The organism is Bradyrhizobium sp. 62, from assembly GCF_023073035.1.
Lineage (GTDB): Bacteria > Pseudomonadota > Alphaproteobacteria > Rhizobiales > Xanthobacteraceae > Bradyrhizobium.
Genome location: NZ_JADPIT010000019.1, coordinates 68,176 through 89,480, shown reverse-complemented (window position 1 = coordinate 89,480; position 21,305 = coordinate 68,176). Strand labels below are relative to the sequence as shown.

18 protein-coding genes and 2 pseudogenes are annotated in these 21,305 nt (G+C 64.5%); 13 read left to right on the top strand and 7 right to left on the bottom strand.

Annotation, left to right across the window (positions count from 1 at the left end):
• Positions 1-1,597 (bottom strand): annotated as a pseudogene (locus tag IVB47_RS22080) (hypothetical protein); the annotation flags it as partial.
• Positions 1,598-1,824: 227 nt separating this feature from the next.
• On the bottom strand, positions 1,825-2,415 hold the full coding sequence (locus tag IVB47_RS22075; protein WP_027570021.1) for a PadR family transcriptional regulator: 591 nt from the start codon (positions 2,413-2,415) through the stop codon (positions 1,825-1,827).
• 213 nt (positions 2,416-2,628) lie between these two features.
• Here IVB47_RS22075 and IVB47_RS22070 point away from each other — a divergent pair, with 213 nt between their 5' ends.
• Genes IVB47_RS22070 through IVB47_RS22055 form a run of 4 tightly spaced genes read left to right on the top strand, consistent with a single transcriptional unit; the run spans position 2,629 to position 8,342 of the window.
• The gene (locus IVB47_RS22070) at positions 2,629-3,015 is read left to right on the top strand and encodes a nuclear transport factor 2 family protein (protein ID WP_027570022.1); all 387 of its coding nucleotides are present in this window, start codon (positions 2,629-2,631) and stop codon (positions 3,013-3,015) included.
• Between the two features lie 38 nt (positions 3,016-3,053).
• Complete coding sequence (locus IVB47_RS22065) at positions 3,054-4,844, top strand: acyl-CoA dehydrogenase C-terminal domain-containing protein (protein WP_247464246.1); 1,791 nt, start codon at positions 3,054-3,056, stop codon at positions 4,842-4,844.
• A 57-nt stretch (positions 4,845-4,901) separates the two neighbouring features.
• Positions 4,902-6,110 (top strand): acetyl-CoA C-acetyltransferase, encoded by a 1,209-nt coding sequence (locus IVB47_RS22060; protein ID WP_247464243.1) that lies wholly within the window; start codon positions 4,902-4,904, stop codon positions 6,108-6,110.
• 18 nt (positions 6,111-6,128) lie between these two features.
• On the top strand, positions 6,129-8,342 hold the full coding sequence (locus IVB47_RS22055) for an FAD-dependent oxidoreductase (RefSeq protein WP_247464240.1): 2,214 nt from the start codon (positions 6,129-6,131) through the stop codon (positions 8,340-8,342).
• 71 nt (positions 8,343-8,413) lie between these two features.
• Here the strand turns inward: IVB47_RS22055 and gstA are convergent.
• Positions 8,414-9,026: pseudogene (gene gstA, locus IVB47_RS22050) on the bottom strand (glutathione transferase GstA).
• A 126-nt stretch (positions 9,027-9,152) separates the two neighbouring features.
• Between gstA and IVB47_RS22045 the strand changes: the two are divergent.
• The 3 genes from IVB47_RS22045 to IVB47_RS22035 all read left to right on the top strand — a co-directional run bounded on the left by IVB47_RS22045 (position 9,153) and on the right by IVB47_RS22035 (position 11,790).
• The gene (locus IVB47_RS22045) at positions 9,153-9,647 is read left to right on the top strand and encodes a MarR family winged helix-turn-helix transcriptional regulator (protein WP_027570026.1); all 495 of its coding nucleotides are present in this window, start codon (positions 9,153-9,155) and stop codon (positions 9,645-9,647) included.
• A 99-nt stretch (positions 9,648-9,746) separates the two neighbouring features.
• Positions 9,747-11,117: a glutamate--cysteine ligase gene (locus IVB47_RS22040; protein ID WP_027570027.1), complete on the top strand. Its 1,371-nt coding sequence runs from the start codon at positions 9,747-9,749 to the stop codon at positions 11,115-11,117.
• Between the two features lie 112 nt (positions 11,118-11,229).
• The gene (locus IVB47_RS22035) at positions 11,230-11,790 is read left to right on the top strand and encodes a PAN domain-containing protein (protein ID WP_027570028.1); all 561 of its coding nucleotides are present in this window, start codon (positions 11,230-11,232) and stop codon (positions 11,788-11,790) included.
• Between the two features lie 124 nt (positions 11,791-11,914).
• On the opposite strand, the gene IVB47_RS22030 is transcribed toward IVB47_RS22035, so the two are convergent.
• The 4 genes from IVB47_RS22030 to IVB47_RS22015 all read right to left on the bottom strand — a co-directional run bounded on the left by IVB47_RS22030 (position 11,915) and on the right by IVB47_RS22015 (position 15,399).
• A complete protein-coding gene (locus IVB47_RS22030; protein ID WP_247464237.1) occupies positions 11,915-12,481 on the bottom strand; it encodes a nucleotidyltransferase family protein in 567 nt (188 codons plus the stop codon).
• Between the two features lie 53 nt (positions 12,482-12,534).
• Complete coding sequence (lepB, locus tag IVB47_RS22025; RefSeq protein WP_247464234.1) at positions 12,535-13,311, bottom strand: signal peptidase I; 777 nt, start codon at positions 13,309-13,311, stop codon at positions 12,535-12,537.
• Positions 13,308-14,735 (bottom strand): metalloprotease TldD, encoded by a 1,428-nt coding sequence (gene tldD, locus IVB47_RS22020; protein ID WP_247464231.1) that lies wholly within the window; start codon positions 14,733-14,735, stop codon positions 13,308-13,310. The genes lepB and tldD overlap by 4 nt, the downstream gene beginning before the upstream one ends.
• Before the next feature lie 118 nt (positions 14,736-14,853).
• Complete coding sequence (locus IVB47_RS22015) at positions 14,854-15,399, bottom strand: invasion associated locus B family protein (RefSeq protein WP_247283155.1); 546 nt, start codon at positions 15,397-15,399, stop codon at positions 14,854-14,856.
• 448 nt (positions 15,400-15,847) lie between these two features.
• Between IVB47_RS22015 and coxB the strand changes: the two genes are divergently transcribed.
• The 6 genes from coxB (at position 15,848) to IVB47_RS21985 (ending at position 21,208) form a co-directional block, all read left to right on the top strand.
• Positions 15,848-16,687, top strand: coding sequence for a cytochrome c oxidase subunit II (gene coxB / locus IVB47_RS22010; protein ID WP_247464228.1), 840 nt, complete (start codon positions 15,848-15,850; stop codon positions 16,685-16,687).
• Positions 16,688-16,774: 87 nt separating this feature from the next.
• Positions 16,775-18,400 carry a cytochrome c oxidase subunit I gene (gene ctaD / locus IVB47_RS22005; RefSeq protein ID WP_007605061.1) on the top strand — a complete coding sequence of 542 codons (1,626 nt, stop codon included), beginning with the start codon at positions 16,775-16,777 and terminating at the stop codon, positions 18,398-18,400.
• 60 nt (positions 18,401-18,460) lie between these two features.
• Positions 18,461-19,405: a heme o synthase gene (locus IVB47_RS22000; RefSeq protein ID WP_027570034.1), complete on the top strand. Its 945-nt coding sequence runs from the start codon at positions 18,461-18,463 to the stop codon at positions 19,403-19,405.
• The gene (locus IVB47_RS21995; protein ID WP_007599435.1) at positions 19,402-19,578 is read left to right on the top strand and encodes a hypothetical protein; all 177 of its coding nucleotides are present in this window, start codon (positions 19,402-19,404) and stop codon (positions 19,576-19,578) included. Before IVB47_RS22000 ends, IVB47_RS21995 begins: the two co-directional genes overlap by 4 nt.
• A 5-nt stretch (positions 19,579-19,583) precedes the next feature.
• Positions 19,584-20,234 (top strand): cytochrome c oxidase assembly protein, encoded by a 651-nt coding sequence (locus tag IVB47_RS21990; protein ID WP_247283160.1) that lies wholly within the window; start codon positions 19,584-19,586, stop codon positions 20,232-20,234.
• Between the two features lie 77 nt (positions 20,235-20,311).
• Entirely contained in the window at positions 20,312-21,208 is an 897-nt protein-coding gene (locus IVB47_RS21985; RefSeq protein WP_007599437.1) for a cytochrome c oxidase subunit 3, read from the top strand.
• Positions 21,209-21,305: the final 97 nt, after the last annotated feature.

Genomic DNA, 21,305 nt, shown 5'->3' with positions numbered 1-21,305 from the left:
TGCCGGAATCGGCAGGCGGCGTGGAGTTGCGGCTCTCGGCGAGCGCTGAATAGGTCGCCTGCTGCCGCTCCAGGTGGCGCAGGATGTCGTGCAGCCCGTCCTCGACGCGGCTGAAATTGCCGTTGCGCGGATCGGCGGCGGCCTCGAGCCGCTCCAGCAGATACGAGACCCGCTGTTCAAGATGAGCAAAGGTCGAAGCCGAGTCGTTGCCGACCTGCATACGGTCGAAACGGTCGGACAGGGCGCGGATCGCGCTTTCGAGCTGCTCGCTGCTCTCGGATGGCTGAGGGCGCTCGCGCGTTTCCAGAGCGGCGGTGAGCGCCGCGATGCGCTGCTCCAGCACCGCAAAACTGTCGCCTTGGCCGGACGCACGGGTGACCTGGTCGACCTTGGACGACAGCAGCTGCACGTCGTCCGAGAGCCGTGCCAGCGCTTCGTTGGAGGCGACGTTGGAGACGATGCCGCGCAGCGCCGAGATCGCGCCTTCGAGCTGGCGGACCGTCGAGGGATCGTCATTGGCGCGCAGGATCAGATCGAGCTTGGCGCCGAGATTGCGGATCGCCTCGTCATAGCCGGTGAGCTGCTCGGCCGGCGTCAGCGTGCGGAGCACCTGCTTGATCTCGGACAGCGCGTGTTCGATGCCGGACAGGACCTGACCGTCGGTGCCGTTGGAGCGGGTCTCGTCGATGCGCCGATGCAGCGAGCGGATCTCGTTCTCGATCGATTCGATCGCGCGGCGCGGCATTGCCTCGGTGATGGCGTTGCGGATCTCCGCAAGCTCGCTGCGGAACGTGTTGATCGCCTGCTCGGTATTGCCAGGGCGCTGCAACGATTCGATCTGGCTCGTGATCTTGAGCAGATGGCGCTCGAGCGCAGAGAAATCCGGCCCCGGCTGCGGTGGCGGCGGAGCGTAGGCAGGCGGCGCGGGGGGCGCGTAAGGAGCTGCCGCTGGCGCGATCGAGGGCGCGGCGCGCGGCGGCATCTGCCTGGGCGTAAAGCCGTCGAGCTCGCTCTGCCGTGCCGTGATCTCGGCGACCGCGACGTCGAACGAAGCGGGGCTCAGGGGCGGTGAGCTGCGATAGACCTGCGCTGCCGCGCGCTCGACCGCATCGGCCTGGCGCTGGCGCGTTTCAACGGGGGCCTGTCGCGGTGCCGGAGCCTGCTGCGGCTTCGAAATTTGCGACAGCCTTGCATCGAGCCGTGAGATCGCGTCGTTGAGCTGGCGGGCAACGCCCTGCTCGCGCGAAACGTCTTGCCGCGGAGTGTCTTGCCGCGAAGGATCTTGGCGCGAAGAATCTTGGCGCGGCGCCGGCTTTGAAATCCGTTCGATCTGCTGGGTGATGGCGTCGAGCCGCTGGTGGATGTCGGCGACTTCGCGGCTTTCCTGGCTCGGCACGTGACTCGGCAGTTGACTCGGAACGTGCTGGGCTTGCGGACGCTGGTCGTAAAGTCCGCGAAAGTTCGGCGGGGCGGTCTCGCCGAGCGTGGAGTTCAGCCAATCGTTGAGTGACATTCCGGCGCGACGCGCAGCAGCTTCGGCCCGCTCCCGGACGGATGGATCGATGCCGTCAACACTCCACGATACGCGCGAATTCATGACTCTGTCCGGTTCCGACTCCGGCGCCCCACCCGGCGCCTCCAGTCTTCCCTCGCGTGCCGGTTGCAAAGACAATCGGATTTGGCGCGGGTCGTCTGCCTCGAAAACCGACTTTTGTCTGTTACGGTAAATAACGGGTTAAGGAACCCGTTGACGGTGTCTTAAAGTTGGGCGGCGGGGTGCGGGTGGCTTGCACACAAGCCCGGCCATGACGAAGCAGAGACACCTCAGCCCTTGCCCTCGCGCTTGCCGTCCTCCAGCGCCACCACGGTGCCGCTTGCGCTCATCGCCGACAGGGCCTCGAGCGCCTCTTCACAGAAATCGGCCACCATCTGCTCGTGCCGGGCGCCGAGCTGAAGCAGCAGCAGGTTACCGAGGTCGAGCACGCCGGAGGCCGCCCCTTCCGGAAAGCGCTTCTTCAGGATGCGCTCGTAGTTCTCGTGGCGATCGCGGTGGTGCTCGAGCCGGGCCATCAGGTCGGTGCGCATGGGCTCGAGGCCGATACTGTCCAGCGCATGCAGCCGCACCAGGAGGTCGTCCTTGATGGAGGGGGGCGTGCTTGGCCGCGCGGCCCAGTGCCGCAGCGCTGTTCGGCCCTCCGGAGTCAGCGTATAGATCAGCTTGTTGGGCTTGCCTGTCTGCACGACCTCGCGGCCCTGGATGTAGCCGCGGTCGCGCAGCTTGGAGAGCTCGCGGTAGATCTGCTGGTGGTCGGCCTTCCAGAAGAAGCCGATCGAGGAATCAAATGTCTTGGCGAGCTCGTAGCCCGTCATCGGACGTTCCGTCAGGCATGCGAGGATTGCGTCGCCTAAAGCCATGACCCGGTCCTCCTGTTCTCGACCTTAACCAATTGGCTTGACTTTATGCGCATCGGCGCATATGCGTCAATGTGCATATGAGGCGACCCAAAAACGAGGGCAGAAACCGCCCCGAAAACCTCAATGGAATCAACCTTCGCGCTACTGTGCATGGGGTTGTTTTCCCGTTTTTTGCCGAAGCCTTAGTTGCATTGCCTTTAGGGAGGCACCTGAATGACCGGCCTCGATTCCTGGTACGGCTACATGAAGTCGCATGACCGGGCAGCGCTCTGGGACCTGCTCCATCCCGACGCCGTCTTCGAAAGCCCCGTCGTGCACGCGCCGCAGCGCGGACGCGACATCACCTTCAAATATCTGGCCAGCGCCGAGAAGGTGCTTGGCGGTCCCGGCTTCACTTATGTCGGCGAATGGAAGAGTGAGAGCGGCGCCGTGCTCGAATTCAAGACCATGATCGACGGCATCGAGATCAATGGCGTCGACATCATCAGTTTCGACGGCGAGGGCCGCATCACGCATTTCAAGGTGATGGTGCGGCCGCTCAAGGCCATCAACATGCTGCATCGCCTGATGGCGGAGCAGTTGGCCGCCGCCCAATCCTAAACCAGCATCATCACTTCAAGGCCTGCCGGGAGACCACCATGCCGATCTACAAAGCCCCCGTCGAAGACGTGAACTTCCTGCTCAACGACGTCTTCCAGATCGACCGCTACGACAATCTGGCCGGCTTCTCCGATGCGTCGAGCGACGTGCGCGAAGCCATTCTCGGCGAAGCTGCCAAGCTCGCCGAAGAGGTGCTGCAGCCGCTCAACCGCATCGGCGATCTCGAGGGCTGCAAGCGCGCCGATGACGGCAGCGTCACCACGCCCAAGGGTTTCAAGGAGGCGTTCAAGCAGGTCGCCGAGGGCGGCTGGCTCGGCCTGTCGGCGCCGACCGAGTTCGGCGGCCAGGGTCTGCCGGTGACGCTCTCCCAGGCCGTCAACGAATTCCAGATCTCCGCCAACATGGCGTTCTCGATGTATGGCGGCCTCACCATGGGCGCGACCGCAGCGCTGATCGTCCACGGCACGCCGGAGCAGAAGCAGACCTACGTGCCGAAGATGGTGGCGGGCGAGTGGACCGGCACCATGAACCTGACCGAGCCGCACTGCGGCACCGATCTCGGCATGCTCCGCACCAAGGCGGTGCGGCAGGCCGACGGCAGCTTCAAGATCACGGGCACCAAGATCTTCATTTCGGCAGGTGAGCATGACCTCGCCCCCAACATCATCCACCTCGTGCTCGCCCGCGTCGAGGGCGCGCCCGCCGGCATCAAGGGCGTGTCGCTGTTCGTGGTGCCGAAATTCCTCGTCAATGCCGATGGCTCGGTCGGCGCACGCAATGGCGTGGTCTGCGGCTCGATCGAGCACAAGATGGGCATCCACGGCAATTCCACCTGCGTGATGAACTACGACAACGCCGTGGGCTGGCTGATCGGTGAAGAGAACAAGGGCATGCAGGGCATGTTCGTGATGATGAACGAGGCCCGCCTCGGCGTCGCCGTGCAGGGTCTCGCGCAATCGGAAGTGGCCTATCAGAACGCGGTTGCCTATGCCCGCGATCGCATCCAGGGCCGTTCGCTCACCGGTGCCAAGGCGCCCGACAAGCCGGCCGATCCGATCATCGTCCATCCCGACGTGCGCCGCACGCTGCTGTCGATCCGCTCCTTCAACGAGGCCGCGCGCGCCTTCGTGATGTGGACCGCGCTGAAGAGCGACGTCGCCCATCGCTCCGAGGATCCCAAGGACCGCCAGGCCGCCGACGATCACATGGGCCTGATGACGCCGGTGCTGAAGGGCTTCCTCACCGACTACGGCTTCGCCAATGCGGTGCAGGCGCAGCAGATGTATGGCGGCCACGGCTACATCGCCGAGCAGGGCATGGAGCAGTTCGTGCGCGATGCCCGCATCGCCATGATCTACGAAGGCGCCAACGGCATCCAGGCGCTCGACCTCGTCGGCCGCAAACTGCCGCGCGACGGCGGCCGCGCCATCATGGCGTTCTTCGGCGAGGTCATGGCCTTCGCCAAGGAGAACGGCGGCGACGAGGCGATGAAGCCCTACGTTACCCCGCTCTCGGCTTCGCTCGGCCATCTCCAGCAGGCCACGACGTGGCTGATGCAGAACGCGATGGCCAAGCCCGACAATGCCGGTGCCGCCGCGACCGATTACCTGAATCTCTTCGGCTTCGTCGCGCTCGGCTACATGTGGGCGAAGATGGCGAAGGTGACGCAAGCCAAGATTGCCGAGAGCGGGGCGACTCCCTATCTCTCGACCAAGCTCGTCACCGGCCGCTTCTTCATGGAGCGGATGCTGCCGGAGACCGCCGCCAATCTCGCGCGCATCCAGGCCGGCTGCGCCACCATCATGGAACTGCCGGCGGAAGCGTTCTGAAGCCGCTTTCGCTGCGACCCGATCAAGACCAGAAGATCATCACATCAGGAGGGCGTCATGCCTGAGGCATTCATCTACGACCACGTCCGCACCCCGCGCGGCCGCGGCAAGGCGGACGGCGCGCTGCACGAAGTCACCGCGCTCGCGCTCGCGACCGTGCCGCTCAAGGCGCTCAAGGACCGCAACAACCTGCCGGAAGATTCCGTCGATGACGTCATTCTCGGCGTGGTCGATCCGGTCGGCGAAGCCGGCTCCGACATTGCGCGCTTCGCCGCGCTGAAGGCGGGCCTCGGCGAAGCGGTGCCGGGCGTGCAGATCAGCCGCTTCTGCGCCTCCGGCCTCGACGCCGTGAATTTTGCCGCAGCCCAGGTGATGAGCGGCCAGCACGAGCTCGTGATCGGCGGCGGCGCCGAATCGATGAGCCGCGTCGGCATCGGCGCCTCCGGCGGCGCCTGGCCGATGGACCCGTCGATGGCAGTGCCGGCCTATTTCATGCCGCAAGGTGTCTCGGCCGATCTGATCGCGACCAAATACGGCTTCTCGCGTGACGACGTCGATGCCTATGCGGTGCAGAGCCAGCAGCGTGCGGCGAAGTCCTGGGATGAAGGCCGCTTCGACAAGTCGGTCGTCCCGGTGAAGGACATCAACGGCCTCACCATCCTCGCCAAGGACGAGCATATGCGTCCTTCGACGACGATGCAGTCGCTGGCGCAGCTGCAGCCGGCGTTCACGATGATGGCACAGATGGGCGGCTTCGACGGCGTCGCGGTGCAGTCGCATCCGGAAATCGAACGCGTCAATTACGTGCACCACGCCGGCAATTCGTCGGGCATCGTCGATGGTGCCGGCGCGGTCCTGCTCGGCAGCAAGGAAGCCGGCGGCAAGTACGGCCTGAAGCCGCGCGCGAGAATCCGCGCGTTCGCCAATATCGGGTCCGAGCCGGCGATGATGCTGACCGGTCCGGTCGACGTCACCGAAAAGCTGTTCGCGCGCTCCGGCATGAAGAAGTCGGACATCGACCTGTTCGAGCTCAACGAGGCCTTCGCCTCCGTCGTGCTGCGCTACATCCAGGCCTTCGACATCGACAGCGCCAAGATCAACGTCAATGGCGGCGCGATCGCGCTCGGCCATCCGCTCGGCGCGACCGGTGCCATGATCCTCGGGACCGTGCTCGACGAGCTCGAGCGCACCAACAAGGCGACCGCACTGGTGACGCTGTGCATCGGCGGCGGCATGGGCACCGCGACCATCATCGAACGCGTCTAAGGGTAGGGAGCAACCAGCATGGCTTACAAGAATTTCAAGGTTGAGACCGATTCCGACGGCATCGCACTGGTCACCTGGGACATCCCGGGCCGTTCGATGAACGTGCTCGACGAGACCTCGACCAACGAGCTCGACGCGATCGTCAAGGCGACCACGGCCGACGCCGCGGTGAAGGGTGTCGTCATCACCTCCGCCAAGGAAGCGTTCTGCGCGGGTGCCGATCTTTCCATGCTCGAAGGCATGAACCAGGCCTACGCAAAGGTCTTCAAGGAGCAGGGCGAGACCGCGGCGAACCAGATGCTGTTCGAGCAGAGCCGGCGCTTCTCGCAGGTGCTGCGCTCCATCGAGACCTCCGGCAAGCCGTGGGCGGCGGCGATCAACGGCCTCGCGCTCGGCGGCGGTTTCGAGATCACGCTGTGCTGCCACTATCGCGTGGCGGCGGAGAATCCCAAGACCCGCCTCGGCCTGCCCGAGGTCAAGGTTGGCCTGTTCCCGGGCGCCGGCGGCACGCAGCGCGTGCCGCGCCTGGTGCCGCCGCAGGACGCGATGACGATCCTGCTCAAGGGCGATCCGGTCACGATCGAGAAAGCCAAGGCGCTGAATCTGATTCACGCCGTCGTTCCCGCCGCCGATCTCATCAAGGCGGCAAAGGACTGGATCAAGGGCGGCGGCAAGGCCGTCGCGCCCTGGGACGAGAAGGGCTTCAAGCTGCCAGGCGGCCCGGTGTTCTCCAAGGCCGGCATGATGATGTTCCCGGCCGGCAACGCGATCTATCGCCGTGAGACCTACGACAATTATCCGGCCGCGCGCGCGATCATGAGCTGCGTCTATGAGGGCCTGCAGCTGCCGATCGACGCCGCATTGCGGGTGGAGTCGCGCTACTTCACCTCGGTGCTGCGCTCGAAGGAAGCGGCGGCGATGATCCGCAGCCTGTTCCTGTCGATGCAGGAATTGAACAAGGGCGCGCGCCGTCCGAAGGATGTGCCGCCGACCAAGGTGAAGAAGATCGCCGTGATCGGCGCCGGTTTCATGGGTGCGAGCGTCGGCTATGTCTCGGCCCGTGCCGGCCTCGACGTCGTCCTGATCGATCGCGACCAGGAGAGCGCCGACAAGGGCAAGGCGCATGCGCAAAAGGTGATCGAGGAGCAGATCAAGAAGGGCCGCGCCAAGCCCGGTGACGCAGAAGCGCTGCTCGCCCGCATCACGCCGACCGCGGACTATTCCGCGCTGAAGGACGTCGATCTCGTCATCGAGGCCGTGTTCGAGGACCGCAAGGTCAAGGCTGATACCTTTGCCAAGGCGCAGGAGCATATGAAGCCGGACGTGATCTTCGCGTCCAACACCTCGACGCTTCCGATCAGCTCGCTGGCGGAATCCTTCAAGGACCAGGGCCGGTTCGTCGCCATCCACTTCTTCTCGCCGGTCGAGAAGATGATGCTGGTCGAGATCATCCAGGGCAAGAACACCGGTGATCTCGCGATCGCGACCGCGCTCGATTACGTCCGGCAGATCGGCAAGACGCCGATCGTCGTCAACGACAGCCGCGGCTTCTTCGCCAATCGCTGCGTCGGCCGCTACGTCGCCGAAGGCAACGAGATGTTCCTCGAAGGCGTGCCGCCGGCGATGATCGAGAACTGCGCCAAGATGGCCGGCATGCCGGTCGGCCCGCTCTCGCTGTCGGACGAGGTTGCGCTCGACCTCGGGCTCAAGATCATGAAGGCGACGGAAGCCGACCTCGGCCCCAACGCCATCAATCCCGACCAGAAGAAGCTGATGGTGGAGCTGGTCGAGAAGCAGGGCCGTCTGGGCCGCAAGAACAGCAAGGGTTTTTACGACTACCCCGAGAAGGGCAAGGGTCAGAAGAGCCTTTGGCCCGGCTTGTCCGCGCTGCAGCCCAAGCAGCTCGACCCAGATACGCTCGACGTCGAGGAGTTGAAGCAGCGCTTCCTGGTGGTGCAGGCGGTGGAAGCCGCGCGCACGGTGGAGGACCACGTCATCACCGATCCGCGCGAGGCGGATGTCGGCTCGATCCTCGGCTTCGGCTTCGCGCCGTTCACCGGTGGCACGCTGTCCTACATCGACTTCATGGGTCCCAAGAAGTTCGTCGAGCTTTGCCACAAGCTGGAAGCGAAATACGGCTCGCGCTTCACCCCGCCGAAGCTCCTCGAGGAGATGGCCGCGAAGGGAGAAACCTTCTACGGCCGCTTCGCGCCGAAGAAGGCGGCCGCGTGATTCTCTGAACCCCTAGCCGGGATGAAAAATACGAAAGGCCGGATCTCGATCCGGCCTTTCGCATCTGCGCCTCAGGCAGCCTGAATCAGCCCTTCCTTCTTCATCGCTTCCTGCACCTGCGGCCGCGCCGCGACGCGGGTCTTGTACGCGGCAAGGTTCGGCATCGCCGAGAGGTCGAACTTCATCCGGTCGCCCCAGGTCAGCATCGTGAAGAGATAACCGTCGGCCACCGTGAACTGCTTGCCCATGAGGTAGTCGCGGCCGGCGAGCTGGCTGTCGATGTATTTCAGCTTGCCCATGACGCGGTCCTTGAAGAAGGCCTTGGCCTCGTCGTTCAGCGCCGGCGCGAACATCGGGCCGAAGCTCTTGTGGACCTCCGAGGTGAGGAAGTTCAGCCATTCGAGCAGCTTGTAGCTCGGAGCTGCCGTGGGCCGGCGCCAGCGCCTTGGCTGAGGCCTGATCGGCGATCATCTGGACAATCACCGGGCCTTCGGTCACGATCTCTCCGCTATCGAGGCCCAGCGCAGGGACCTGGCCCTTGGGGTTCAGCTTCAGATAATCCTCACCGTTTTCGAGCTTCTTGGCCCGGATATCGACCTTGACCAGTTCATAGGGCAGGCCGGCCTCCAGGAGCGCGATATGGGGGGATAGCGAGCAGGCACCGGGCGAATAGTACAATTTCATGGAATTTCCTCCTCTTGTTGCTTGGCTCAGGCGAAAGAACGACTACATGCATCTGCTTGAAATAGTCAAGATTGATGCAGGTGCATCGAATAGGGTAAGAGACGGGCGACGAGCTTGAGCGGGACCATGAAACGCAAACCATCGACCGAGGCGACTTCCGCCTGGATCCGCTTGATGCGGGTGCAGAGCCGCGTGCTCAATTGCGTCGAGCAGGACCTGAAGAAGGCCGGCTTCCCGCCGTTGGCATGGTATGACGCGCTGCTCGAACTGTCACGGGCGCCCTCGGGCGAGCTCCGGCCGGTCGAACTCGAACGGCAGATGCTGATCCCGCAATATTCGACATCGCGGCTGATCGACCGTCTGGTCGACGAAGGCCTCGCCTCGCGGCGTGAATGCAAGATCGACAAGCGTGGCCAATTCGTGGAGATCACGGAAGCCGGCCGCGAATTGCAGAAGCGGATGTGGGGCGCCTATTCGGCCGCGATCGAGAAATATGTCGGTTCGAAACTGTCCGATGCGGATGCCGTGAAGCTCAGCGGTCTGCTCGACCGTCTCGGCTGCTCGTGCGGCGAGATGAAACTGCCGCCTGCCCACGTCAACGAAACCACGCCGTCGCGATGAGCGCGCGGCACACCAGCTCGTCCGTGCAGCCGGTGGCTGCGCGGACCATCCCTGTCACCCACGCGCGTTCGATCGAAGCGCTTTTGATTAGAGTCTGATATGGCGCGAGACCAGATCGATATGACGCCGTTGCAATCGCGTGACGAGCTCGTCAAGTGGTTCGAGGAAGGCTGCAAGGACCCGTCCGAATTCCGCATGGGCACCGAGCATGAGAAGACGCCGTTCACGCTCGAAGGCCACCGCCCGGTGCCCTACGAAGGCCCGCGCGGTATCGGCGCGCTGCTCGAAGGCATGAAACTCCTGCTCGGCTGGGAGCCGATCATGGAGAAGGGCAACATCATCGGCCTCTACGACGTCACCGGCGGCGGCGCGATTTCGCTGGAGCCCGGCGGGCAGTTCGAGCTTTCGGGCGCCCCGGTCGAGAACGTGCACCAGACCCAGAGTGAGCTGATGGCGCATCTGGCGCAGGTGCGCGAGATCGCGACGCCGCTCGGCATCGGCTTTCTCGGGCTCGGCATGACGCCGTCCTGGTCGCGCGCCGACATCCCGGTGATGCCCAAGGGCCGCTACAAGATCATGACCAATTACATGCCGAAGGTCGGCCAGTACGGCCTCGACATGATGTACCGGACCTGCACGGTCCAGACCAATCTCGACTTCTCCTCCGAAGCCGACATGGTCAAGAAGCTGCGTGTCTCGCTCGCGCTCCAGCCAGCCGCAACCGCCTTGTTCGCCAACTCGCCGTTTACCGAGGGCAAGCCGAATGGCTTCCTCTCCTTCCGGTCCGAGATCTGGCGCGACACCGACAACGCGCGTGCCGGCATGATGCCTTGGGCATTCGAGGATGGCATGGGCTTCGAGCGCTATGTCGACTACGCGCTCGACGTGCCCATGTATTTCGTCAAACGCGACGAGGACTACATCGACGTCTCGGGCTCCTCGTTCCGCGCCTTCTTCGATGGCCGCAACAACAATTTGCCCGGGGAACGTCCGACGTTGTCGGATTGGGCCAACCATCTTTCGACGATTTTCCCGGAGGTGCGGCTCAAGCGCTATCTCGAGATGCGCGGCTCTGATGGTGGCCCGTGGGGCCGACTGCCGGCGCTATCGGCGTTCTGGGCCGGGCTGCTCTACGACGATGTGTCGCTGGATGCCGCCTGGGACTTGGTAAAGCAGTGGAACGCGCATGAGCGTCAGGCCCTGCGCGACGACGTGCCGCGCTTCGGCTTCAAGTCGCGGATCAAGGACCGCTATCTGTTCGAGATCGCCAAGGAGTGCCTCGCTTTGGCACATGCCGGCTTGCGCCGGCGCGGCCGGATCGACCAGCTCGGCCGCGACGAGACCAGGCATCTGGAGCCGCTTGACCGCATCATCGATTCCGGCCGCACGCCAGCTGAGGAGATGCTCGACAAGTTCAAGGGCCCGTGGAACGGCTCGGTGGAACCGGCGTACGCGGAATACGCGTTCTAGACCAAGGTCCCAACGGTCGGGACTCGAGCCGTTCATCGCCCGTACAGGTTTGCGGCGATCAAATGGCCGGCTGAAAAACCCGAGCGTCGTCAATAACTCGAAAGCTGTTCCGATGGGGAAGGGCCGCCTGGCCGTCATGGCAAGCGTCGTGGCCTGCGCCGCGCTGCTTTCGCTCGCGTTTGCGAGCTGGCCTGCGCGCGCCCAGACGGCGTTCGATCGGCCCGGCGGAGACTATTTCAGCACCCCCGTCACGTCGGGCGATCCCGAGGATTGCGCACTGCTGTGCGAGCGCGACCGCCGTTGCCGCTCGTGGAGCTTCAGCTATCCTGACGTCGAAGGCGGCTCGGCGGTGTGCTGGCTGAAGAACACAGTGCCTGCGCGCGTGCCGGGAAGCTGCTGCATCTCCGGTGTGCGCGGCGCCGGCGTGATCGAGCCGCGTGTCGAAGGCGTGGAGACCTCGATCGACCGCCCCGGCGGCGATTTGCGCAATTTCGAGATGAAGGACGGCGAAGGCGAAGAAGCCTGCAAGGCCGCCTGCACCGCCGACAACAAATGCCGCGCCTTCACCTATGCCCGCCCCGGCTACACCGGACGCGAAGCGCGCTGCTTCCTGAAAAAGGAAATCAAGCCGCCGCGGCGGAAGGCAGGGTTCACGTCGGGCGTGGTGCGGTAGCATGCAGCTCTCACCGCCGTCATTGCGAGCGTAGCGAAGCAATCCAAAATTGCTTCCGCGGCCGCAGTCTGGGTTGCTTCCGTCGCTTCGCTCCTCGCAATGACGAGGAGGGTAAAGCGACACCTCACTCGGCCGCGATCACCGTGATCTCGGGCCACAGCGTCTTCCAGCGTGCCGCCTTCGCCGCGTAATTGGCGGCGGAAAAATTCGGCGCCTGATTGGGTCGCACGATCAGCTTCGCGACGTCGTCGAACCCGTGCGGCGCGTAGACGTCGAAATCCCCGCCGGCAGGGCGGATGCCCAATTGCGTATTCTCCGTGAGGAAGCGGTCGATACCGTCGGTCGCGCGCATCAAGGGCGGATAGGGCAGACCGTGCTTGCCGGGATACCAAAGGTGCACGCGCGCCTGGTTGCGGATTTCAACCTTGGCGCAGAGATGCGCGAGCCGCGCGTGCAGCTTGCGGATCACCGCGTCCTCCGCCTCCCATGAGGTGTCGGAATCGAAATAGAACACGTCGTAATCGGCGATGCCGTGATCGATCGGGCGGCCCGTGAGCACGTTCCACACCGTCTGCACCAGGCAGCCCGCGACGAGCCACGCGTCCGGCAGCGCGAGGCGATGGATTTCATCGAGGATCGCTGCGTTGAACGGATTTCGCAGGGCGAGAGCCAGAAATTCGTCGCGGACCATCGCTGTTGCTCTCCCTCTCCCGCGTGCAGGAGAGAGGTGAGGACATTCGGCCTTCAATGCACGGCGGTGAAAAACCGCGCCATGCGAAATCCGGACAGCCAGGTCCACACCGGCTGGCCCCGGATGCCGAGATCCCAGGATCCGAGCACGGCATCCGCGCGGCCGACCAGATTGTCGATCGGCAACAGGCCGACGCCGCCGGAGCGCAAGGGCACGCGGCTGTCGGCGGAGTTGTCGCGGTTGTCGCCGAGCACGAAGAGATGGCCTGCCGGCACCGTCACTTCCTGCGTGTTGTCGAGCGGACCGTTGTCGCGCATCTTGAAGATCAGATGCGAGACGCCGTTCGGCAGCGTCTCGACATAGCGATAGGCAGGTTCGCTGCCGCCATTATCGTCCTCGGCGGCGCCAACGCCGTCCGGCTTCAGCTCGGCGGGGCGGTCGTTGACGAAGAGTTGGCCCTGGCGCAGCTGGATGCGGTCGCCGGGCAGGCCCACGACGCGCTTGACCCAGGCCTGCGAGCGGTCGCCGGGCCAGCGGAAGACCACGACGTCGCCCTGTTTCGGCGTCTCCGCGAACACGCGGCCGCTCTCGGGCAGGTTGATCTGGATAGGCAGCGACGAGGTGCCGTAGCCGTAGGGAAACTTCGAGGCGATCAAGGCGTCGCCGATCAACAGTGTCGGCTCCATCGACCCCGACGGCACGTAGAACGGCTCGGCCAGCGCACCCTTGGCGATGAACACCGCCGCGACGATGCCTGCGAGCTGCACCAGCTGGCCGCCCCAGCCGCTGCTCTTCCGCTTGGTGGGGACAGTTATCTTCTCGACACTCATCCGCCTGTTCCACCCACCGTAATGCGTTCCATCAACAGCGACGGCTGGCCGACGCCGACCGGCACGCCCTGACCGTTCTTGCCGCAGGTGCCGATGCCGGTATCGAGCGCGAGGTCGTTGCCGATCATGCGGATGCGATGCAGGTCGGTCGGCCCGTTGCCGATCAGCATGGCGCCCTTCAGGGGCGCACCGATCTTGCCGTTCTCGATCTTGTAGGCCTCGGTGCACTGAAACACGTATTTGCCCGAGGTGATGTCGACCTGGCCGCCGCCGAAATTCGCGGCGAAGACGCCGTTCTTCACCGAGGCGAGGATCTCGGCCGGATCACGGTCGCCCGCGAGCATGTAGGTGTTGGTCATGCGCGGCATCGGCACATGGGCATAGCCCTGGCGGCGGCCGTTGCCGGTCGGTTTCATGTTCATCAGGCGCGCGTTCTGACGGTCCTGCATGTAGCCGACCAGGACGCCGTCCTCGATCAGCACGGTGCGGTTGGTCGGCGTGCCCTCGTCGTCGATCGACAGCGAGCCGCGGCGCGAGGCAATGGTGCCGTCGTCGACCACGGTGACGCCCTTGGCCGCGACCTGCTGACCCATCAGGCCGGCAAACGCAGACGTCTTCTTGCGGTTGAAGTCACCTTCGAGGCCATGGCCGACCGCCTCATGCAGCATTACGCCGGGCCAGCCGGCCCCGAGCACGACGTCCATCTCGCCGGCGGGGGCGGGAACCGATTCCAGATTGACCAGGGCCTCGCGCAGCGCGCCATCGGCGGCGTCGCGCCAATTCTTGCTTTCGATGAATTCGGCGTAGCCGGCGCGGCCGCCATAGCCCTTGCTGCCGCTCTCCTGGCGGTCGCCCTGACCCGCGACGACGGAGACGTTGACCCGCACGAGCGGGCGGATGTCGCGATAGCTCTCGCCGTCGGGCCGCAGGATCTCGACCACCTGCCAGGTCGCGCCAAGGCTGACGCTGACCTGCCGCACCCGCGGATCCTTGTCGCGCAGATAGGCGTCGATCTCGGCGAGCAGCTTGACCTTGGTCTCGAAGCCGGGGGCATCGAGCGGATTGTCGTCACTATAAAGCCGCACGTTGGTATGCGCTGGAGGCGCGGCGAAGCTGCCGGAATAACCACCGCGCACCGCCGAGACCGCGTCCGCAGCGCGAATCAGCGCCGGCAGCGACACGTCGGAGGAATGCGCATAGCCGACGGCGTCGTCCTTGACGGCGCGCAGGCCAAAACCCTGCGAGGTGTCGTAGGTCGCCTGCTTCAGCCGTCCATTGTCGAACATCAGCGCTTCGGTCTGGCTGTATTCGAGGAACAATTCGCCGTCGTCGGCACCGGCAAGCCCGCGCGCGAGCTCGTTGCGAACCTGGTCGCGGTCGAGATTGGCGCGGTCGAGCAGGGAGGTTGTGGCAGGGTTGGTCATGCGTCCGTCCATTATCGGGGGATGTGAGGCAAGATAATGGTTTCCCGGCAGTTCCGCGAGGGCGCCAAGTCTCACATTACGGAAACAATAGGATTCGCGGGTCTAACCGCCCTTCACCCTACGGCAGCTTGTCATATCCCTCGCCGAGCCCGTTCAGGCTGAGCGGGAAGCCGATGCCTTCTTCCGGGGTCTCGAAGATGATGAAGGTCGCGGTCTTGGCGGTGCGGAGCTGGCCGAGCAGCTTGTCGTCCATCACGACCTCGGCGACGCAGCCATTGGGCAGGCAGCGGACGAACCCGGCGCGGCCGACATCCTGGTTGTCGAGCTTGAGGCCGAGGCCGGAGGGCAGGAGAACGCCGAGGGGGGCGACCACCCGCATCAGGCGGCTCTTCTGGTCGGCGGTCTTGAGAACGATCACGGTCAGGCCGGCGTTGGAGCGGTCTTCGGCCACCACGCTCTGGATCAGGGCGCATTGCTCGGACTGGGCGCCCGGCGGGGTGTCGCAGCGGATCTGCCAGTCGCCATGGACGGAGCGCACCGCGCCCTGCGCATGGGCGAGGCCCGGAAGCGCCAGGACGACGACCGCCGCCAGCAGGGCAATCAGCATCGTGAGGCTGCCAGCCTGGCTTTTAGCTCGCCTTGCCATGGATCTCGAAAACCCCATCGGGTCGGTCCCTCTGCTCGCCTGGGTCGCTCGCGCCGGGCGGACTGATACGGGAATGACGGCGTCTTGAAGGCGATTCGCAAGCAAATTCCACGCCGCCACGGCCGCCGTCGCCCGCCCGAATCAGGTTCCTGTGCGGCTGTCTGCCAGTGCCTACCGCGGGCAATTCCGCTGTCAAGCCGCAGCATCCCGGGAAATGGTAATTTTGTCTGATGTTACTAGGAAATATCTTGCGGGTGATGGCTGACAGACGAGGCTCAAGACTGCATTGCGATAGATCAAGAATTATGGTTTGAGAGGCTTGATTTCGGCGTTCTAGCGATCTGGCCCCAATTCCTCTTAGAGGTATTCTTGCGCGGCGGTTTGTCAGACGGGGGGATCGAATAAAGCGTTTCCCGAAAATAGGGGAATGCACTTGGGGTGATTTCGTTAGGGGAGCGCGAACGGCATGAAGATGTCGATGGGCCCGGTGGGCCGGCACTTGCTGGGATTGGCCGTGGCGGGTCTGACGCTGGCGACGGGCGGCGCGGCAATTGCCGAGCTCGGGCAACCGGCTGCGTGGGAGTGGACTCTTCAGCAGTCCGCGTCCCCGGTGATGGACAACATCGTCTGGTTCCACAATTTCCTGTTCGTGCTGATCACGCTGATCACGCTGTTCGTTCTGGCGCTGCTCGTGATCGTGGTCGTGAAGTTCAACGCGAGAGCCAATCCTGTGCCGTCGCGGACCACGCACAACACGCTGATCGAGGTGGCGTGGACGCTCGTTCCGGTGCTGATTCTGGTCGGTATCTCGGTGCCGTCGTTCCGCCTCCTGTTCCTCGAGCTCGACGTGCCGAAAGCGGATCTGACCATCAAGGCGACCGGCAAGCAGTGGTACTGGTCCTACGCCTATCCGGATAACGGCAAGTTCGAGTTCGACTCGCTGATGGCCCAGGACAAGCAGCCCCGTCTGCTCGGCGTCGACAACGAGATGGTGGTGCCCGTCAACAAGGTGGTCCGGGTTCAGGTCACCGGCGCCGACGTGATTCATGCCTTTGCGCTGCCGGCCTTTGGCGTCAAGATCGACGCCATTCCGGGCCGGCTCAACGAGACCTGGTTCAAGGCCACCAAGACCGGCATGTTCTACGGCCAGTGCTCGGAATTGTGCGGCAAGGACCACGCCTTCATGCCGATCGCTATCCGCGTGGTGAGCGACCAGGAGTTCGCCTCCTGGGTCGAGACCGCGAAGAAGAAGTACGCGAGCGGCGGCACCAGCACCTACGCCTCCACGGCCGGCCCGACGCAGTAAGCGCCGGGTGACGGGGTCGAGGAAACTGAAAGCGACATAAGGCGGGACCTCCAGAGGTCCGATCGGGACGCAAGGCAGGATTAGAAAATGGCAACGAGCGCAGCGGCACACGGCGATCACGCGCAAGACCACGGACATGACGAGCACGCCCATCCGACCGGATGGCGGCGCTACGTCTATTCGACCAACCACAAGGACATCGGCACGATGTACCTGATCTTCGCGGTCATCGCCGGCGTCATCGGCGCCGCGATGTCGATCGCGATCCGTGCCGAGCTGATGTATCCGGGCGTGCAGATCTTCCACGAGACGCACACCTACAATGTATTCGTGACCTCCCACGGCCTGATCATGATCTTCTTCATGGTCATGCCCGCGATGATCGGCGGCTTCGGCAACTGGTTCGTGCCGCTGATGATCGGCGCGCCGGACATGGCGTTCCCGCGCATGAACAACATCTCGTTCTGGCTGCTGCCGGCGTCGTTCGCGCTGCTGCTGATGTCGACCTTCGTCGAGGGCGAGCCGGGCGCCAACGGCGTCGGCGCCGGCTGGACCATGTACGCGCCGCTGTCGAGCTCGGGCCATCCGGGCCCGGCCGTCGACTTCGCGATCCTGTCGCTGCATCTGGCGGGCGCCTCGTCGATCCTCGGCGCCATCAACTTCATCACCACCATCTTCAACATGCGCGCGCCGGGCATGACCCTGCACAAGATGCCGCTGTTCGTGTGGTCGATCCTGGTGACGGTGTTCCTGCTGCTGTTGTCGCTGCCGGTGCTCGCCGGTGCGATCACGATGCTGCTCACTGACCGCAATTTCGGCACGACGTTCTTCAACCCCGAAGGCGGCGGCGATCCTGTGCTGTTCCAGCATCTGTTCTGGTTCTTCGGTCACCCCGAAGTGTACATCCTGATCCTGCCCGCCTTCGGCATGGTCAGCCAGATCGTCTCGACCTTCTCGCGCAAGCCCGTGTTCGGCTATCTCGGCATGGCCTACGCCATGGTCGCGATCGGCGGCATCGGCTTCGTGGTGTGGGCGCACCACATGTACACGGTCGGCATGTCCTCGGCGACGCAGGCCTATTTCGTCGCCGCCACGATGGTCATCGCGGTCCCGACCGGCGTGAAGATCTTCTCGTGGATCGCCACGATGTGGGGCGGCTCGATCGAGTTCCGCGCGCCGATGATCTGGGCGGTGGGGTTCATCTTCCTGTTCACCGTCGGCGGCGTCACTGGCGTGGTGCTGGCCAATGCCGGCGTCGACCGCGTGCTCCAAGAGACCTACTACGTCGTCGCGCACTTCCACTACGTGCTCTCACTCGGCGCGGTGTTCGGAATCTTCGCCGGCTGGTACTACTGGTTCCCGAAGATGTCGGGCTACATGTACAATGAAGGGCTCGCCAAGGCGCACTTCTGGGTCACCTTCATCGGCGTGAACCTGGTGTTCTTCCCGCAGCACTTCCTCGGTCTGTCGGGCATGCCGCGGCGCTATGTCGATTATCCCGACGCGTTCGCGGGCTGGAACCTGGTCTCGTCGGTCGGCTCCTACATCTCCGGCTTCGGCGTGCTGATCTTCCTCTATTGCGTGATCGACGCCTTCGCGAAGAAGGTGCCGGCTGGCGACAATCCGTGGGGTGCAGGTGCGACCACGCTGGAGTGGACGCTGCCCTCGCCGCCGCCCTTCCACCAGTTCGAAGTGCTGCCCCGCGTGCAGTAAGCCAACGCTCGCGGCGCCCGTGACGGGCGCCGCGGCTCGACAAAGAAGCGAGTCAATCTAGTGTCCGTCCTCGACCACAATGCCGTCGACATCAATCCCCGCATCTCCGAAGCGGAGGTTGGCGATTACATCGCGCTCCTGAAGCCGCGGGTAATGTCGCTGGTGATCTTCACCGCGCTGGTCGGAATGGCGATGGCGCCCGGGCATTTCCACCCGGTGCTGGCCTTCACCTCGCTGCTCTGCATCGCCGTCGGCGCCGGCGCGTCCGGGGCGCTCAACATGGCGCTCGAAGGCGACATCGACGCCAAGATGTCGCGCACGGCGAACCGGCCGATTCCGCGCGGCCGCATCACCCGTCCGGAGGCGATGACCTTCGGCATGACGCTCGCCTTCTTCTCGGTGATGACGCTCGGCATCCTCGTCAACTGGATCGCGGGCGCGCTGCTCGCCTTCACCATCTTCTTCTACGTCGTGATCTACACGATCGGCCTGAAGCGCTGGACCGCGCAGAACATCGTGATCGGCGGTGCCGCCGGCGCGCTGCCGCCGGTGGTGGCCTGGGCCGCGGTCACAGGCACGGTCGACGTCGAGCCTCTGCTGCTGTTCGCCATCATCTTCTTCTGGACCCCGCCGCACTTCTGGGCGCTGGCGCTGTTCCGCTCCGACGACTACGCGCGCGCCGGCATTCCGATGCTGCCCAACGTCGCCGGTCCCGACGCGACGCGGCTTCAGATCCTGCTCTATACCATCGTGCTGATCGCAGTCGCGGCTGCGCCCTGGGCGCTCGGCTATTTCGACGCCATCTACGGCATCGTCTCGCTGATCCTCGGCGCCGGCATGCTGGCGTTCGCCATCAATGTCTATGTCCGTCGCGAGCGCAGCCAATCGCTGCGGGCGACCCGCAAGCTGTTCGCGTTCTCCATCCTTTATCTGTTTGCGCTGTTTGCGACCTTGCTGGCCGAGGTCGTGTTCCGGGCGCTTGCGCCGATGGTAGGGGGCGCATGATCGCAGGAATGGCCGACAAACCCGAGATAGATGGAATCGTCCTCACTGAGGCGCAGAAGAAGAGCCGTCGTCAGCGCTCGATCGCGATCGCGCTCGCGCTCGGCGTGCTCGTGGTGCTGTTCTTCGCCGTGACCATGGTCAAGGGGCCGGCCGTGCTCGTCCGGCCGATGTAGGAAACATGGATCAGAAGCCGACCATATCGCGGGATCAGAGCCGGACGGCCACCAAGGGCCGCAGGCCTGCCAAGGGGCTTGGCCGCGACGTGGTGGTCGCCTCGATCTGTGGCGGCGTGGTCGCGCTGATGGTCGGCGCCTCCTACGCGGCGGTGCCGTTCTACAACTGGTTCTGCCGCGCCACCGGCTTCAACGGCACGACCCAGGTCGCGACCTCGGCGCCGGCCAGCGGCCCGATCGCACGGAAGATCGCGGTGCGTTTCGATTCCAACGTTGCGCCCGGCCTGCCCTGGAAGTTCGAACCGGAGCAGAGCGAGATCGAGGTCAATATCGGCCAGGTCGTGACCGTCTTCTACACGGTGACCAACCAGGCCGCGCGGACCACCGCAGGCCAGGCCGCCTACAATGTCGCGCCGCTGACGGTCGGATCCTATTTCCAGAAGATCAACTGCTTCTGCTTCACCGAGCAGACCATGGCGCCCGGCGAGAAGCGCGAGATGCCGGTCGTGTTCTACGTCGATCCGTCGATTGCCGACGACCACGAGAACGACGGTCTCAACACGATCACGCTGTCCTACACGTTCTATCCGGTGAAAGATCCGGTGGTGAAGCCGCTCGCGGCCAGCGAAGACGACAAACGCAAGGGAAATCTCTGATCTCCGGGCTCACGCGCCGGGGTTGGAATAAGGGGATAAGTGCCTGACAGGCACGGGATTGAGGAGCGAGACCGCAAATGGCAACGGCGCACACCAAGCATCACGACTACCACCTGGTCGATCCCTCGCCATGGCCCGTCGTCGGCTCCATCTCCGCCTTCATCATGGCGGTCGGCGCGATCACCTGGATGCACCACATGTTCTCGGCTGCGCCGATCATCTTCGGTGTCGGCACCGTCGGTGTGCTCTACACCATGGCGAGCTGGTGGGGCGATGTGATCAGGGAAGCCCAGTACAAGGGTGATCACACCCGCGTGGTGCAGCTGCATCACCGCTACGGCATGATCCTGTTCATCGCCTCGGAGGTGATGTTCTTCGTCGCCTGGTTCTGGGCCTATTTCAACGCGGCGCTCTTCCCGGCCGACGCCGTCCACGCCACCCGCGATGCGGTGTTCGGCTGTGGTCTCGGGACGGCAGCCGGCGCCTGCGCCGTGCCGGGCACCTGGCCGCCCCACGGCATCGAGACCTTCGATCCCTGGCATCTTCCGCTCCTGAACACGCTGATCCTGCTCACCTCCGGCACCACGGTGACCTGGGCCCATCATGCGCTGCTCGAGAACGATCGCCAGGGCCTGAAATATGGCCTGATCCTCACCGTCGTGCTCGGGGCGCTCTTCACCTGCGTGCAGGCCTATGAGTACAGCCACGCGGCCTTCTCCTTCGGCGGCAACGTCTACGGCGCGACCTTCTTCATGGCGACCGGCTTCCACGGTTTCCATGTGCTGGTCGGCACCATCTTCCTGCTGGTGTGCCTGTTCCGCGCCTATGCCGGCCACTTCACGCCGACCCAGCATCTCGGCTTCGAGTTCGCCGCCTGGTACTGGCACTTCGTCGACGTGGTCTGGCTGTTCCTGTTCCTCTGCATCTATGTCTGGGGACACGGCGCCGAGACCATGGCCCACGGCGCGCACTAAGCGGGCTGACTTCGGATCGAGAAAGGGCGGCCTCCGGGGCCGCCCTTTCGCTTTTTTGCGCGCAGGGGTTTCGGCAGAAACTGTGATAGACCCTGTC